The sequence below is a fragment of the Pseudomonas sp. 5Vm1k genome, from assembly GCF_056161485.1.
Genome location: NZ_JBSPCZ010000009.1, coordinates 226,244 through 241,125, shown reverse-complemented (window position 1 = coordinate 241,125; position 14,882 = coordinate 226,244). Strand labels below are relative to the sequence as shown.

Annotated in this window: 12 protein-coding genes and 4 tRNA genes; 7 read left to right on the top strand and 9 right to left on the bottom strand. The window is 59.5% G+C overall.

Translation table 11 applies throughout. The features are described from left to right. The first annotated feature begins 41 nt into the window (after window positions 1–41). The 3 genes from ACWIKB_RS19515 to ACWIKB_RS19505 all read left to right on the top strand — a co-directional run bounded on the left by ACWIKB_RS19515 (window position 42) and on the right by ACWIKB_RS19505 (window position 2,290). Window positions 42–215, top strand: a complete 174-nt coding sequence (locus ACWIKB_RS19515; RefSeq protein WP_054051322.1) for a DUF3094 family protein — start codon at window positions 42–44, stop codon at window positions 213–215. 60 nt (window positions 216–275) lie between these two features. After that, complete coding sequence (locus ACWIKB_RS19510) at window positions 276–1,574, top strand: NAD(P)/FAD-dependent oxidoreductase (protein ID WP_475268901.1); 1,299 nt, start codon at window positions 276–278, stop codon at window positions 1,572–1,574. Between the two features lie 317 nt (window positions 1,575–1,891). Then, window positions 1,892–2,290 carry an HvfA family oxazolone/thioamide-modified RiPP metallophore gene (locus tag ACWIKB_RS19505; protein ID WP_475268900.1) on the top strand — a complete coding sequence of 133 codons (399 nt, stop codon included), beginning with the start codon at window positions 1,892–1,894 and terminating at the stop codon, window positions 2,288–2,290. Window positions 2,291–2,353: 63 nt separating this feature from the next. Here the strand turns inward: ACWIKB_RS19505 and ACWIKB_RS19500 are convergent, their stop codons facing one another. The 8 genes from ACWIKB_RS19500 to rluD form a co-directional block, all read right to left on the bottom strand. Next, window positions 2,354–3,979: a methyl-accepting chemotaxis protein gene (locus ACWIKB_RS19500; RefSeq protein ID WP_475268899.1), complete on the bottom strand. Its 1,626-nt coding sequence runs from the start codon at window positions 3,977–3,979 to the stop codon at window positions 2,354–2,356. Between the two features lie 152 nt (window positions 3,980–4,131). Next, window positions 4,132–4,208 (bottom strand) — tRNA-Pro (locus ACWIKB_RS19495). Window positions 4,209–4,304: 96 nt separating this feature from the next. After that, window positions 4,305–4,380 (bottom strand) — tRNA-Lys (locus tag ACWIKB_RS19490). A gap of 5 nt (window positions 4,381–4,385) precedes the next feature. After that, window positions 4,386–4,462 (bottom strand) — tRNA-Pro (locus ACWIKB_RS19485). A 9-nt stretch (window positions 4,463–4,471) separates the two neighbouring features. Beyond that, window positions 4,472–4,547: transfer RNA gene (locus tag ACWIKB_RS19480), tRNA-Asn, on the bottom strand. A 298-nt stretch (window positions 4,548–4,845) separates the two neighbouring features. Beyond that, window positions 4,846–7,410 (bottom strand): ATP-dependent chaperone ClpB, encoded by a 2,565-nt coding sequence (gene clpB, locus ACWIKB_RS19475; RefSeq protein ID WP_475268898.1) that lies wholly within the window; start codon window positions 7,408–7,410, stop codon window positions 4,846–4,848. A gap of 131 nt (window positions 7,411–7,541) precedes the next feature. Next, window positions 7,542–8,267: a peptidoglycan editing factor PgeF gene (pgeF, locus tag ACWIKB_RS19470; protein WP_475268897.1), complete on the bottom strand. Its 726-nt coding sequence runs from the start codon at window positions 8,265–8,267 to the stop codon at window positions 7,542–7,544. Then, on the bottom strand, window positions 8,264–9,226 hold the full coding sequence (gene rluD, locus ACWIKB_RS19465) for a 23S rRNA pseudouridine(1911/1915/1917) synthase RluD (protein ID WP_007942311.1): 963 nt from the start codon (window positions 9,224–9,226) through the stop codon (window positions 8,264–8,266). The genes pgeF and rluD overlap by 4 nt, the downstream gene beginning before the upstream one ends. 151 nt (window positions 9,227–9,377) lie before the next feature. On the opposite strand from rluD, the gene ACWIKB_RS19460 reads away from it, so the two are divergent. The 4 genes from ACWIKB_RS19460 to ACWIKB_RS19445 all read left to right on the top strand — a co-directional run bounded on the left by ACWIKB_RS19460 (window position 9,378) and on the right by ACWIKB_RS19445 (window position 13,692). Beyond that, on the top strand, window positions 9,378–10,400 hold the full coding sequence (locus ACWIKB_RS19460; RefSeq protein WP_475268896.1) for an outer membrane protein assembly factor BamD: 1,023 nt from the start codon (window positions 9,378–9,380) through the stop codon (window positions 10,398–10,400). A 136-nt stretch (window positions 10,401–10,536) separates the two neighbouring features. Further along, window positions 10,537–10,770, top strand: coding sequence for a PP0621 family protein (locus tag ACWIKB_RS19455; RefSeq protein WP_475268895.1), 234 nt, complete (start codon window positions 10,537–10,539; stop codon window positions 10,768–10,770). Continuing rightward, the gene (locus ACWIKB_RS19450; protein ID WP_475268894.1) at window positions 10,760–12,349 is read left to right on the top strand and encodes a sensor histidine kinase; all 1,590 of its coding nucleotides are present in this window, start codon (window positions 10,760–10,762) and stop codon (window positions 12,347–12,349) included. The genes ACWIKB_RS19455 and ACWIKB_RS19450 overlap by 11 nt, the downstream gene beginning before the upstream one ends. A gap of 2 nt (window positions 12,350–12,351) precedes the next feature. Then, window positions 12,352–13,692, top strand: coding sequence for a sigma-54-dependent transcriptional regulator (locus ACWIKB_RS19445; RefSeq protein ID WP_475268893.1), 1,341 nt, complete (start codon window positions 12,352–12,354; stop codon window positions 13,690–13,692). A gap of 85 nt (window positions 13,693–13,777) precedes the next feature. On the opposite strand, the gene thiO is transcribed toward ACWIKB_RS19445, so the two are convergent. Next, window positions 13,778–14,878, bottom strand: a complete 1,101-nt coding sequence (gene thiO / locus ACWIKB_RS19440) for a glycine oxidase ThiO (protein ID WP_475268892.1) — start codon at window positions 14,876–14,878, stop codon at window positions 13,778–13,780. Between the last annotated feature and the right edge of the window lie 4 nt (window positions 14,879–14,882).

Sequence of the window (14,882 nt, the reverse complement as noted above, 5' to 3'; positions counted from 1 at the left end):
TTCTACACATTCAGCAACGTCTACCCCTGACGAGGCCCAATATGACCAGCCGCCTGAACCCAGACGACCAGAAGCATGTCGAAGAGTACCTGCACTTGTCCCAACACCGAGTCGAGCGCCGGCCTTTCCGGCCGTGGATGCTCCTGGTGCTGGTGCTGGCAGTGACCATTGGTTTGGGCTTGCTGAGCCGCCTTATCGGTTACCTGACGCTATGAGCTGCCTCGCGCTCGCTCGGGTAATCGCACCGATTTCTTTTAGCCTTGCGAGATATCCCCATGACTCATCGTATTGTCATCGTTGGCGGCGGCGCCGGCGGTCTGGAGTTGGCTACCCGTCTGGGTAAGACTCTGGGCAAGCGTGGCACGGCCAGTGTGATGCTGGTCGACGCGAACCTGACCCACATCTGGAAACCACTGCTGCACGAAGTGGCGGCCGGTTCGCTGAACTCTTCCGAAGACGAACTCAACTATGTTGCCCAAGCCAAATGGAACCACTTCGAGTTCCAGCTGGGGCGCATGAGCGGGCTCGATCGCGCAGAGAAAAAAATCCAGTTGGCCGCCACTTATGACGAAGCCGGCGTGGAATTGGTGCCGGCCCGTGAATTGGGCTACGACTCGCTGGTGATCGCGGTCGGCAGCACCACCAACGATTTCGGCACCCAGGGCGCGGCGCAGCATTGCCTGTTCCTCGACACCCGCAAACAGGCTGAGCGTTTCCATCAGCAACTGCTCAACCACTACCTGCGCGCCCATGCCGGGCAAACGGACGTGGTGGAACAGATCAGCGTGGCCATCGTCGGCGCTGGTGCCACCGGCGTCGAGCTGGCGGCAGAACTGCACAACGCCGCCCACGAACTGGCGGCTTACGGTCTGGACCGGATCAAACCGGAAAACATGCACATCACCCTGATCGAGGCCGGGCCACGGGTGCTGCCCGCCCTGCCGGAACGCATCGGCGGGCCTGTGCATAAAACCCTGGAGAAACTCGGGGTCAACGTGATGACCAATGCCGCGGTCAGCGAAGTCACGACGGATAGCCTGATTACCGCCGATGGCAAAGTGATCAACGCCAGCCTGAAAGTCTGGGCGGCCGGGATTCGTGCACCGGGTTTCCTCAAGGACATCGATGGCCTGGAAACCAACCGCATCAATCAGCTGCAAGTGCTGCCGACCCTGCAAACCACCCGCGACGAGAACATCTTCGCCTTCGGTGACTGCGCCGCTTGCCCGCAACCGGGCACCGACCGCAACGTACCGCCGCGCGCCCAGGCTGCGCACCAGCAGGCGTCGTTGCTGGCCAAATCCCTGAAGCTGCGGATCGAAGGCAAGGCGTTGCCGGAATACAAGTACACCGACTACGGCTCGCTGATCTCGCTGTCACGTTTTTCGGCTGTGGGTAACTTGATGGGCAATCTCACCGGCAGCGTGATGCTGGAAGGTTGGCTGGCGCGGATGTTTTACGTGTCGTTGTATCGCATGCACCAGATGGCGTTGTATGGCGCGTTTCGTACGGCGATGTTGATGTTGGGGAGCAAGATTGGGCGCGGGACTGAGCCGCGACTGAAGCTGCATTAACACAACCCCCCTGTGGGAGCGGGCTTGCTCGCGAATGCGGAGTGTCAGTCGACATCAATGTTGAATGACACACCGCCTTCGCGAGCAAGCCCGCTCCCACATTTGCTCTGCATCAACTCTTGGATGTGTGTCTCACTGTATCCCGCCCCACGATTTCACCCCTTCGCTTACAAACTCCCCCCTTGCACGACACAGTAGCGATACACCCGCCCCGCTAAATGGCCACACCCGAGCAAGGCACCGCCTGCTTCGGTTAACGCCGCACTACGCGGCATCCCTTATCGAGCGGTTGTGTCGTGCAACCCAGGAGAATTGAAATGTCCCGTACCACTAAAAACACTATCGGTCTGCTCGGCGCTGTTTTGGCCGGTGGCATGATGTTGACCGGTTCCGTATTCGCGTCCCAGCCATTGACCCAAGGCTACCTGCTGGCATCGGCCGAGCAGGTCGTGAAAACCCCGGAAGGCAAATGTGGCGAAGGTAAATGCGGCGATGCGTCGATGGCCAAGACCGACACCGATGGCGACGGCAAAGTATCCCGTGCCGAATTCCAGGCCGTTGCGCCGAAGTCCAACTTCGACAAGATCGACACCAACCATGACGGCTTCATCGACGAGCAAGAGGCTTACAACAACGTGAAAGCCAACTTCGAAGCCAATGGCAAGAAAATGCCAAAAGGTCTGTTTGAACACCTGAAAGACCAAGACGGCGCCTAAGCCTCAGTACAAACAAGCCGCGCATTCCCGACCGGAAGCGCGGCTTTTTTGTGTCTGGTGGATTTACACCCGGAAGCGCTGCACCATGCCTTGCAAGGCATTGGCCAGTTTTGAAAGCTCATGGCTGGAAGCGCTGGTCTGATCAGCACCTGCGGCGGAGCGCACCGACAGGTCGCGGATGTTCACCAGGTTGCGATCGACTTCCCGCGCCACTTGCGCCTGTTCTTCAGCCGCGCTGGCGATCACCAGATTGCGCTCATGAATCTCATGCACCGACGCGGTGATGGTTTGCAACGCCTCGCCAGCGCGCTCAGCCAGGACCAATGTGCTGGCAGCCCGGGAAGCGCTGGCCTGCATGGAATCCAGCGCCAGCGTCGATCCGCTGCGCATGCCCTGGACCATTTGTTCGATTTCCTGGGTCGACTGCTGAGTGCGATGTGCCAGCGCTCGCACTTCATCGGCCACCACGGCAAAACCGCGACCGCTCTCCCCCGCCCGTGCCGCTTCAATTGCGGCGTTGAGCGCCAACAGGTTGGTTTGCTCGGCGATGGCGCGAATCACGTCCAGCACCTTGCCAATGTCCTGGGACTGATTGGCCAGCGACTGCACCAACTCACCGGTGTGCTGTACGTCGCTGGCAAGGGCGCTGATCGCGCTGGCGGTTTCGCTGACCCGTTCCTGACCCAGGTGCGCCGACTCGCTGGACTGGCGCGTAGCGTCGGACGTAGACACCGCATTGCGTGCGACTTCTTCCACGGCGGTGGTCATCTCGTTGACCGCCGTCGCGGCTTGTTCGATCTCGTTGTTCTGCTGTTGCAGACCCTGGGTGCTGTCGAGGGTCACCGCGTTCAATTCATCGGCCGCCGTGGCCAGTTGCGTGGCCGAGCCGCTGATGCCTTGCAGGGTTTCACGCAAGTTCTGCTGCATGGTCGCCAGCGCCTTGAGCAAACGGCTGACCTCATCGCTGCCGTGGGTGGCGATAGGGTTGGTGAGATCGCCCCGCGCCACGTTTTCCGCGGCGATCACCGCTTCATTCAACGGGCGCACGATGCTGCGGGTCAGCAACATCGCCAGGCCGACAGTGGCCAGCGCCGCCAGGGCAATGAACAGGCTGACGATGGTGCGCGAGGTTTCGTAATGCGCGGCGGAGTTCTGGCTTTCGGCAGCGACTTGTTTGGCGAACAGATCAGCCAGGTCATTGAGTTGTTTGCCAGAGCCGTCGACCACGGTCTTCATGTCCACCAGCAGCAGTTTGGTCAGCTCATCGCGACGCCCTTGTTCGGCCAGGGTGAACGATTGGGCGATACCTGAGCGGTAGGCGGCGAAAGTACTTTTGAACTGGTCATACAACTGTTTGCCTTCAGCGCTGTTGACCAGCTTGTCATAGGCAGCAATTTTGTCGCTCAGCTCCTTGTCCCGGGTGTCCATCTGGCTACGGTACTGCGCGATGTTCTTCGGGTCCTGGTCCAGGGCCATGCGCAAAGAGATGGTGCGGATACGCAGCATGATCTCGCGGATCTCATCGCCACCACGGATGCTCGGCAGCCATTGGCTTTCAACCGCCACTTCGCTGTCACGAATGCTCGACATCTGCCCCAGTGCGAATACCCCGAGCAACGCCACCAGCACCGCAATCAGGGCAAAACCCAGTGCCGCACGGGGGGCAATATTCAGCTGACGAAGCAACATAACGAGCGCCTTTTGTTTTTATGGCTGGAGATGGACGCGCTGTGCGCGCTCCGTTGGCTCGTTATCGGCAAGTTGTACGATGACTTGAAGCGGATTCGCTTTTTCAAAGACAAAAAAAATCCCCGTATCTTTCGATACGAGGATTTTTAATATGGTCGGGGTAAGGGGATTCGAACTCCTGACATCCTGCTCCCAAAGCAGGCGCGCTACCGGACTGCGCTATACCCCGGTAAAAAAAAGGCGACCTTTACAAGTCGCCTTCTTCGATCAGCGCTTTTGGCCTCTGATCTTAAGATCTGATCCCAGCGTTAACTGGTTTCAAAAATGGTGGGTCGTGTGGGATTCGAACCTACGACCAATTGGTTAAAAGCCAACTGCTCTACCAACTGAGCTAACGACCCAAAAATGGTCGGGGTAAGGGGATTCGAACTCCTGACATCCTGCTCCCAAAGCAGGCGCGCTACCGGACTGCGCTATACCCCGGTTTGAAATTGGCTCCGTGACCAGGACTCGAACCTGGGACCCAATGATTAACAGTCATTTGCTCTACCGACTGAGCTATCACGGAACTACATATTTCAATTTACAACGGTGAAGCTTGCTGCATCTCTTCGACCCGTTCGCATCGCTGCGTTCGTGTGTCTGAGGCGCGCTATTCTACAATCTTAAGCACCTCTGTCAACCCCCTAAATTGCATTCAAGTTAATGATTTGCAACTTATTTCAGATTTCTGCTTGGGGAGCAGAAACCCTTCCGGGTGACTTACTGCGGGGCGCACTTTACAAGCCTTTTCCTTTCAGTTCAACAGCCTGGCGAAAAAAAGGCCTCGCAATGCGAGGCCTTCTTTATTTCACTGGCATTACGACTCAGTCGAAAACGATTTCGTCGTTTTCCACTTTGCCGACGGCGGTCTCGCCCGGCATGAAACGACCGGACAGAATCAGCTGCGCCAGCGGGTTCTCGATCCAGCGCTGGATCGCTCGTTTGAGCGGCCGTGCGCCATACACCGGGTCGTAGCCGACGGCGATCAACTTATCCATCGCCTCAGGGCTGAGCTCCAGTTTCAGCTCACGCTCGGTCAGGCGACTGCGCAGACGACCCAACTGGATCTCGGTGATACCCGCGATCTGATCCCGCGCCAACGGCTCGAAGATCACCACTTCGTCGACCCGGTTGATGAACTCCGGCCGGAAGTGCGTGGAAATCGCGTCCATAACCGCCGCGCGTTGCGCTTCACGATCACCCACCAGTTCCTGGATCTGTACCGACCCCAGGTTGGAGGTCATGACGATCACGGTGTTTTTGAAATCCACCGTGCGGCCATGGCTGTCGGTCAGTCGGCCATCTTCCAACACTTGCAGCAAGATGTTGAACACGTCCGGGTGGGCCTTCTCGACCTCATCCAGGAGGATCACCGAGTAAGGCTTGCGACGCACCGCCTCGGTCAGGTAACCGCCCTCTTCATAGCCTACGTAGCCTGGTGGCGCGCCGATCAGTCGAGCCACGGAATGTTTCTCCATGAACTCGGACATGTCGATGCGAATCATCGCCTCCTCAGTATCGAAGAGGAACTCGGCCAGCGCCTTGCACAGCTCGGTTTTACCGACACCGGTCGGGCCGAGGAACATGAACGAACCACTCGGACGATTCGGATCGGACAACCCGGCCCGTGAACGCCGCACCGCGTTAGAAACCGCGATCACCGCTTCGTTCTGGCCGATTACACGTTGGTGCAACAGGCTTTCCATCTTCATCAGCTTGTCGCGCTCGCCTTCGAGCATTTTCGACACCGGAATACCGGTCCACTTCGACACGACCTCAGCGATCTCTTCTTCAGTCACCTTACTGCGCAGCAACTGGTTTTCGCTCTTGCCGTGCTGGTCGACCATTTGCAGGCTGCGCTCCAGGTCCGGGATGATCCCGTATTGCAGCTCGGCCATGCGGTTCAGGTCGCCTTTGCGGCGGGCAGCTTCCAGTTCCTGACGGGACTGTTCGATTTTCTGCTGGATCTGCGCCGATCCCTGGACTTCGGCTTTCTCCGAGCTCCAGATTTCCTCGAGGTCCGAATATTCGCGCTCAAGACGGACGATTTCTTCCTGGAGTTTTTCCAGGCGTTTAATCGCCGCTTCGTCGCTTTCTTTCTTCAGCGCCTGGGATTCCACCTTGAGCTGAATCAAGCGACGCTCCAGACGGTCCAGCACTTCCGGCTTGGAGTCGATCTCCATGCGGATGCGGCTGGCGGCCTCGTCGATCAGGTCGATGGCCTTGTCCGGCAACTGACGGTCGGTGATGTAGCGGTGGCTCAGCTTGGCCGCCGCGATAATCGCGCCGTCGGTGATCGCCACCTTGTGGTGAACCTCATAACGCTCTTTGAGGCCACGCAGGATCGCGATGGTGTCTTCTTCGCTCGGTTCTTCCACCAGTACTTTCTGGAAGCGTCGCTCGAGGGCCGCATCCTTCTCTATATATTGGCGGTACTCGTTGAGCGTGGTTGCGCCAACGCAGTGCAGTTCGCCGCGTGCCAATGCCGGTTTTAGCATGTTGCCGGCGTCCATCGAGCCTTCGCCTTTACCGGCGCCGACCATGGTGTGCAGCTCGTCGATGAACAGAATGATCTGCCCTTCCTGCTTCGACAGCTCATTGAGCAGGGATTTGAGGCGTTCTTCGAACTCGCCACGGTACTTGGCACCGGCAATCAGCGAGCCCATGTCCAGGGACAACAGGCGCTTGCCTTTGAGGCCGTCCGGCACTTCGCCGTTGATGATGCGTTGGGCCAGGCCTTCGGCAATGGCGGTTTTACCCACGCCAGGCTCGCCGATCAGCACCGGGTTGTTCTTGGTACGGCGTTGCAGGACCTGAATGGTCCGGCGAATTTCGTCGTCACGGCCGATCACCGGGTCGAGCTTGCCTTCTTCGGCACGCTTGGTCAGGTCGACGGTGTATTTATCCAGAGCCTGACGCGACTCCTCGTGGTTGGCGTCATTGACCGCTTCGCCGCCACGCAGGTTATTGATCGCGTTTTCCAGGGCTTTTTTACTCACGCCCTGGCCAAGCAGTAATTTGCCGAGCTTGCTGTTGTCGTCCATGGCGGCGAGCAACACCAGTTCGCTGGAGATGAACTGATCACCCTTCTGCTGGGCCAGGCGATCCGCCTGATTGAGCAGACGCGCCAAATCCTGCGACATATTGACGTCGCCGGTCGGGTTCTGGATTTTCGGGAGCTGGTCGAGCTCTTTGGTCAGCTCTTTGCGCAGGCTGTTGACGTCAAAGCCCACTTGCATCAACAGAGGTTTGATCGAACCACCCTGTTGTTCAAGCATCGCTTGCATCAAGTGCGCCGGTTCAATGCCCGGATGATCGAGGCCGACGGCCAGGGATTGGGCGTCGGATAGGGCTAACTGCAATTTGCTGGTTAAACGGTCTATACGCATGGGTCACCTTCCTTTTGAGCAGGCCGGACCTAAGAAACCATCCTGAATGAAGAAACCTGCCAGATACCGCTATAGATGCGGTCGATTCTGGGAGTTTCAAGCGTCGTGACGTTGATGCAGGTCAGCTAATTCTAGCGTTCGAGCCAGATCAGGGAGGCAAACCGACCGGTGCGCGGACTGCGGCGGTAAGAAAAGAAGCGAGGATCGGTCACGGTGCAAAAACCGCCACCATAAACAGCGGTGACACCACGGGCCGCCAGACGCAAACGCGCCAGTGCATAGATGTCGGCCATGAACTTGCCGGCGTTCTGGCTCGGGACGAAGGCTTTGGCCGACTCGGGCAGTTGCTGAATGAAGACTTCCCGTACTTCCGGGCCGACTTCGAAGGCTTGCGGGCCAATGGCCGGGCCAAGCCAGACCAGCACGTCTTCCGGCGCCACGGCCAGGCTGTCGAGCGTGGCCTCAAGGACACCAGCAGCCAGCCCGCGCCAACCGGCATGAGCCGCAGCAACGCGAGTACCGGCACGATCGCAAAACAATGCGGGCAGGCAATCGGCAGTCATCGCCGCACAGGCAATACCGGGGGTTTGCGTCCAACTGGCGTCGGCAGTGACTACCTGACTGGGGTCTGCATGAGCCACGACAATGCCGTGAACCTGTTGCAGCCAGGCCGGTTGAATAGCGAAATGATCGGTGAGGCGACGGCGGTTTTCGGCCACGGCTTCGGGGTTGTCATCGACGTGATCGCCGAGATTGAGGCTGTCGAACGGCGCCAGACTGACGCCGCCCGCACGGGTGGTGACGCAGGCTTTCACCCCGGCAGGCGCAGGCCAGTCGGGAATCAGCCAGTCACTCATCCGATGAACGCCTCACGGTCTTGCTTGAGCAGGGTCAGCAACCAGACGAAATCGTCCGGCAATGGCGATTCCCAGCTCATGCGCTTACCGGTGGTCGGATGATCCAGCTCCAGGAACCGCGCGTGCAGTGCCTGACGCGGAAACGCCTTCAACGATTCGACCATGGTCACACTGGCTGCCGGCGGGATGCGGAAACGACCGCCATAGGCAGGATCTCCGACCAACGGGTAGTTGATGTGGGCCATGTGCACACGAATCTGGTGCGTACGACCGGTTTCCAGCTTTACCCGCACATGAGTGTGGGAGCGGAAACGCTCGAGCACGCGATAGTGGCTGACGGCTTGCTTGCCACCTTCCATCACCGCCATACGCTGGCGTTGCTGGCCGTGACGACCGATCGGCGCGTTGATCTTGCCGCCGGCGGTGACCACACCGATCACGATGCACTCGTAGATCCGGCTGACGCTGCGGCTCTGCAACTGTGTAACCAGCTGCGTCTGCGCTTGAATGGTCTTGGCCACCACCATCAGACCGGTGGTGTCCTTGTCCAGGCGATGCACGATACCGGCGCGGGGCACATTGATGATGTCCGGCACGTGGTGCAGCAAGGCGTTGAGCAAGGTGCCATCAGCGTGGCCGGCAGCCGGATGCACCACCAGGCCCGCAGGCTTGTTGATCACCAGGATGTCGTCATCTTCATAGACGATGTCCAGCTCGATGTCCTGAGCGATCCATTCGCCTTGAGCTTCCTGCTCGGCAGTGAGTTCAAGAATGGCACCACCATGAACAATGTCTCGCGGGCGGATAACCGCCCCATCCACAGTCAGGCGGCCGTCTTTGATCCAGGCGGAAAGGCGCGAGCGCGAGTGCTCAGCGAATAATTGTGCGGCGACTTGATCGAGGCGTTGGCCGCCCAATTCGGACGGCACCTCTGCGCGAAGTTCAATTTTATCGGACATGCTCAGACTAGGCGTCGGCACAGCCTTTGGTTTCGGCTGCGCGCTTGTGGTTAAATACGGCGTCTTTTGCCCCGAGGCTATTCAACGGGGCGCTCATCATAACAGGACGGCCCCGCCCAAGACAGCGGCCGTCATAGGGACGCAAGCCGCCATGCAAGTGAAACACCTGCTGCTGATCGCCATCCTCGCATTGACCGCTGCTTGCTCATCGAAGGAAGTCGTAGACGAAAACCTTAGCGAAGTCGAGCTGTACCAGCAGGCTCAGACCGACCTGGACAATAATAGCTACACCAGCGCCACAGCCAAGCTGAAGGCCCTGGAGTCGCGTTATCCGTTCGGACGCTACGCAGATCAGGCTCAACTCGAGCTCATCTACGCCAACTACAAAAACGCCGAGCCTGAGGCTGCGAAGTCTGCCGCTGAGCGTTTCATTCGTTTGCACCCACAGCATCCGAACGTGGATTACGCGTATTACCTGAAAGGTCTGACCTCCTTTGACCAGGACGTCGGCCTGCTGGCGCGCTTCCTGCCGCTGGACATGACCAAGCGTGACCCGGGTGCTGCCCGCGACTCGTACAACGAGTTCGCCCAGCTGACCAGCCGCTACCCGAACAGCCGCTACTCGCCGGATGCCAAGCAGCGCATGATTTACCTGCGCAACCTGCTGGCCTCCTACGAAATTCACGTCGCCGACTACTACCTGACCCGTCAGGCCTACGTCGCCGCCGCGAACCGTGGTCGTTATGTCGTGGAAAACTTCCAGGAAACCCCATCGGTCGGTGACGGCCTGGCGGTAATGGTCGAGGCCTACCAGCGTCTGCACCTGGACGAACTGGCCAACACCAGCCTCGAAACCCTGAAACTCAACTACCCGAACCACCCAAGTCTGGTGGACGGCCAGTTCAAGCCGTCGGTCGACGAAGCGGACAACCGTTCGTGGCTGAGCAAGGCCACCCTGGGCCTGATCGAATCCCGTCCGCCGCTGCCGCCGGGCGAAACCCGCGCCAACCAGGACGTGCAGAAGCAGTTCCAGGACGCGAAAGACTCGATTCCGAACGATCTCAAGCCTAAAGATGAAAACGGCGACGTGATCGAGGAAGAGCAACACGAAGCGGAAGGCAACAACAGCGACCGCTCGTGGTTCAGCTACATGACCTTCGGTGTGTTCGACTGACACCACAGGTTGTGCAAAAAGGGAGACTCTTGAGTCTCCCTTTTTATTGCCCTTTTTTTGCGGAGCGCTTTTTACGCTGTGCGCCTGTCATGTCCTTGGCTAAACTGCCTGATCATCATTCATAAAGCAGCCCGCCATGCTCCGTTTACTGTTCTGGATCGCCCTGATTGCCGCTGCGGTATGGTTTTGGCGCAAGTTCAAGGGCTCGGCATCCGTCGCCCGCCCCAACGCAGAACTGGAAGCAGCACCGATGGTTCGCTGCGCCCACTGTGGCGTGCACCTGCCCCGCGACCGTGCGCTGAGCCTTCAACAACAGTGGTATTGCAGCCAGGCTCACCTTGAGCAAGGCCCGGGTTCCAGTGCTCGCTGAGGCTTCCAGCCCCGGCAGCAAACAGGCCCAGCGACTGCTGCGCCTCTATCACCTCTACCGCTTAAGCGTCGGTATCACCCTGGTGCTGCTGATTTCCAGCAACATGGACAACCAGTTGCTGACGCTTGCCAATAACGACCTGCTGCGCAGTGGCAGCTGGTTGTACCTGGTGCTGAACATCCTGCTGGTGGTTTTCCTGGAAAACACCCGGCGCCCGGTGCAGTTGTTTAGCCTGACCCTGGTCGACGTACTGTTGTTGTGTGGCCTGTTCTATGCCGCCGGCGGCGTGGCCAGCGCCATCGGCAACTTGCTGATCGTCTCGGTGGCCATCGGCAACACTTTGTTGCGCGGGCGTATCGGCCTGCTGATTGCGGCGGTCGCGGCCATTGGCATCGTCGGCTTGAGTTTCCTGCTGAGCTTCACTCGTCCCACCAGCCCCAGCGATTACCTGCAAGCCGGCACCCTCGGCGCCTTGTGCTTTGCTGCGGCGTTGCTGGTGCAAGGCCTGATCCGGCGCCTGGAAGTCAGCGAACACCTCGCCGAGCAGCGGGCCAGTGAAGTGGTCGGCCTTGAAGCCCTCAACGCACTGATTCTGCAACGCATGCGCACCGGCATCCTGGTGCTCGACGACCAGCGGCGAGTGCAATTGGCCAACCACAGTGCCCTGTCCCTGCTGGGCCAGGAACGTCTGGACGGCCAGTTGATCGATGATTACTCACCGCTCCTGGTCGAACGCCTGCACCTGTGGCTCAACAACCCGACCTTGCGCCCCCAGAGCCTGAAAGTCGCCCGCTCCGGTCTAGAGTTGCAACCGAGCTTCATTGCCCTGGACCAAAGCCCGCACCATCAAACCCTGGTCTTTCTCGAAGACCTCGCCCAAATCGCCCAACAGGCTCAGCAACTGAAACTCGCGTCCCTGGGGCGACTGACCGCCGGCATCGCCCATGAGATCCGCAATCCGCTGGGCGCCGTTAGTCATGCCGCGCAGTTGCTGCAGGAATCCGAGGAACTGAACGGTGCGGATCGACGTCTGACCCAGATTATCCAAGATCACTCTCAGCGAATGAATCGGGTTATCGAAAACGTCTTGCAACTGTCCCGCCGCCAGCAAACTACACCGCAACGGCTCGATCTGAAGCCGTGGCTCGAACAGTTCGTCGCCGAAACCCGTGAGGCCGCGACCGAACGCCAGCAGATTCACCTATACATCGGCTCTGGCGACTTCAAAACGTTGATGGACCCGAATCAACTGACGCAAATTCTCGACAATTTGTTGCGCAATGCCTGGCGCCACAGCGCCTTGACCCATGAAACGGCCGAGGTCTGGCTTGAGCTGTTTGTCGACGCTGACAGCCAATTGCCGGTGCTGGAGGTGCTGGATAACGGTCCCGGCGTGGCCCCGGACCAACAGGCGCATCTGTTCGAACCCTTTTTCACCACCAGTAGCCAGGGCACTGGCCTGGGGCTTTATCTGTCCCGTGAGTTGTGCGAAAGCAACCAGGCCCGCCTAGACTTCAAACCACGCCAAGGCGGCGGCTGCTTTCGCATCACCTTTGCACACGGACGGAAACAAAGTTGAACATGAGCCCACGGCAAAAAGTCCTGATCGTCGACGACGAACCGGATATCCGCGAACTCCTGGAAATCACCCTGGGACGGATGAAACTCGACACCTTCAGTGCCCGCAACCTCGGCGAAGCCCAGGCGCTGCTGGGCCGGGAAACATTCGATCTGTGCCTGACCGACATGCGCCTGCCCGACGGTACTGGCCTGGAGCTGGTGCAGCACATCCAGCAACGCTATTCCCAAGTGCCGGTGGCGATGATCACCGCCTACGGCAGCCTGGAAACGGCCATCAACGCCCTCAAGGCCGGCGCTTTCGACTTCCTGACCAAACCGGTGGACCTCACCCGGTTGCGGGAACTGGTCACCAGCGCTCTGCGCCTGCCGGCGCCGGGCGGCGCGAGCACTGCCAGTGATCGCCGGTTACTGGGTGATTCAATGCCGATGCGCAGCCTGCGCAAACAAATCGACAAACTGGCCCGCAGCCAGGCACCGGTGTACATCAGCGGCGAATCCGGCAGCGGCAAGGAGTTGGTCGCCAGGCTGATCCACGAACAGGGCCCGCGCGCCAGCCGGCCCTTCGTCCCGGTCAACTGCGGGGCGATCCCGTCGGAATTGATGGAAAGCGAATTCTTCGGCCATCGCAAAGGCAGCTTCAGCGGTGCCATCGAAGACAACCCCGGACTGTTCCAGGCAGCCCATGGCGGCACTTTGTTTCTCGACGAAGTGGCTGATTTGCCACTGGCGATGCAGGTCAAACTGCTGCGGGCGATTCAGGAAAAAGCCGTGCGCAGTGTCGGCGGTCAGCAGGAAACCGTGGTCGACGTGCGCATTCTCTGCGCCACCCATAAAGATCTCGACGCGGAGGTCAGCGCCGAACGTTTCCGCCAGGATTTGTACTACCGGCTCAATGTGATCGAGCTGCGGGTCCCGCCCTTGCGTGAACGCCGGGACGATATCGAGACACTGGCCAGCCATGTACTCAAGCGTTTGGCCGCTGGCACCGGCCAACCCGCCGCCACACTGCACCCGCAAGCCATCGAAGCACTGAAAAACTACCGCTTCCCGGGCAATGTTCGGGAGCTGGAGAACATGCTCGAACGGGCGCATACCTTGTGCGAGAACAAACAGATCGAAGCCAGTGACTTGCGTCTGGCCGAAGGCAACTGCACCGCCGAAACGGGCGTGCCGGACCTGACGCAAATCGACAACCTGGAACACTACCTGGAAAACGTCGAACGCAAACTCATCCTCCAGGCCCTGGAAGAAACCCGCTGGAACCGTACGGCGGCGGCGCAGCGGTTGAATTTGTCGTTTCGGTCGATGCGTTACAGGCTGAAGAAATTGGGGTTGGATTGAAAAGATCGCAGCCTTCGGCAGCTCCTACAGGAGAACGCATTCCTCTGTAGGAGCTGCCGAAGGCTGCGATCTTTTGACTGTCGCCTTAGATTCGCCCAACCGGCGCATACGGCGCTGGATCAATAATCGGCTCTCGCCCCAACATCACATCAGCAAACAACTGACACGACGCCGGTGCCAGCACCAGCCCATTACGGTAATGCCCGCAGTTAAGCCAGAGCCCGGCAAACCCCGGCACCCGGCCAATATAGGGAATGCCTTCCGGTGAACCCGGCCGCAAGCCAGCCCAGTGCCCCACCACCTCGGCCTCCGCCAACGCCGGAATCAACTCCACGGCCGAGGCCTTGAGGCTTTCCAGCGCTGACTCGGTCGGAGTCTTGTCGAACCCTTCGTGTTCCAGCGTGCTGCCGATCAAAATATGCCCGTCACGGCGCGGAATCGCATAACGGCCCTTGGCCAGGACCATGCTCGGCAAAAAGTCTGCGTCGCATTTGTAGAGGATCATCTGGCCTTTGACTGGCTCGACCGGCAACGCCAGACCGAGGCTTTTCAGCAAGTCGCCGCTCCAGGCACCTGCGGTCAGTACCACTTGATCACCAAGAACAGGCCCTGTTGACGTCTGCACCCCAACCACGGTGTCGCCTTCACGGATAAACCCGCTGACTTCACACTGTTCATGGATCGTCACGTTCGGCAGTGCCAACAGTGCCGCCTTCAAAGACTTCACCAGCCGCGGGTTACGCACATTGGCCACGTCAGCCATGTAAATCGCCCGGGAGAAACCGCCACCCAGCACGGGCACGGCGTCATGGGCCGCCGAGATATCCACAGCCCGCAGCGGGCGATTTTCTCGCTCGGCCCAAGCCAGCGCTTCAGCCTCGTCATCCAGGTCCAGCCAATACAGCCCGGTGGTGTGCACTTCGGGGTCAACACCGGTGGCAGCAAACAACCGCTCGCCCAGCTGTGGATAAAAATCCTGAGACCAGTGAGCCAACGCCGTGACTGCCGGGCTGTAGCGCCACGGATAAAGCGGCGAAACGATGCCACCCCCGGCCCAGGAAGACTCCTGACCAACGTTCGAGCGATCCAGCAACACGACGCTCTGCACTTCGGACGCGAGATTGAATGCCGTCAGCAGGCCGATCACCCCGCCGCCGACAATCACCACTTGCTGTTGACTGCTCATGTTC

What these genes read in the sequence shown, in the direction of transcription:
- clpB (WP_475268898.1), bottom strand. Translation starts at nt 7,410, where the DNA reads ATGCGTATAGACCGTTTAACCAGCAAATTGCAGTTAGCCCTATCCGAC.
- thiO (WP_475268892.1), bottom strand. Translation starts at nt 14,878, where the DNA reads ATGAGCAGTCAACAGCAAGTGGTGATTGTCGGCGGCGGGGTGATCGGC.
- ACWIKB_RS19445 (WP_475268893.1), top strand. Translation starts at nt 12,352, where the DNA reads ATGAGCCCACGGCAAAAAGTCCTGATCGTCGACGACGAACCGGATATC.
- ACWIKB_RS19455 (WP_475268895.1), top strand. Translation starts at nt 10,537, where the DNA reads ATGCTCCGTTTACTGTTCTGGATCGCCCTGATTGCCGCTGCGGTATGG.
- ACWIKB_RS19510 (WP_475268901.1), top strand. Translation starts at nt 276, where the DNA reads ATGACTCATCGTATTGTCATCGTTGGCGGCGGCGCCGGCGGTCTGGAG.
- ACWIKB_RS19515 (WP_054051322.1), top strand. Translation starts at nt 42, where the DNA reads ATGACCAGCCGCCTGAACCCAGACGACCAGAAGCATGTCGAAGAGTAC.
- pgeF (WP_475268897.1), bottom strand. Translation starts at nt 8,267, where the DNA reads ATGAGTGACTGGCTGATTCCCGACTGGCCTGCGCCTGCCGGGGTGAAA.
- ACWIKB_RS19460 (WP_475268896.1), top strand. Translation starts at nt 9,378, where the DNA reads ATGCAAGTGAAACACCTGCTGCTGATCGCCATCCTCGCATTGACCGCT.
- ACWIKB_RS19500 (WP_475268899.1), bottom strand. Translation starts at nt 3,979, where the DNA reads ATGTTGCTTCGTCAGCTGAATATTGCCCCCCGTGCGGCACTGGGTTTT.
- ACWIKB_RS19505 (WP_475268900.1), top strand. Translation starts at nt 1,892, where the DNA reads ATGTCCCGTACCACTAAAAACACTATCGGTCTGCTCGGCGCTGTTTTG.
- rluD (WP_007942311.1), bottom strand. Translation starts at nt 9,226, where the DNA reads ATGTCCGATAAAATTGAACTTCGCGCAGAGGTGCCGTCCGAATTGGGC.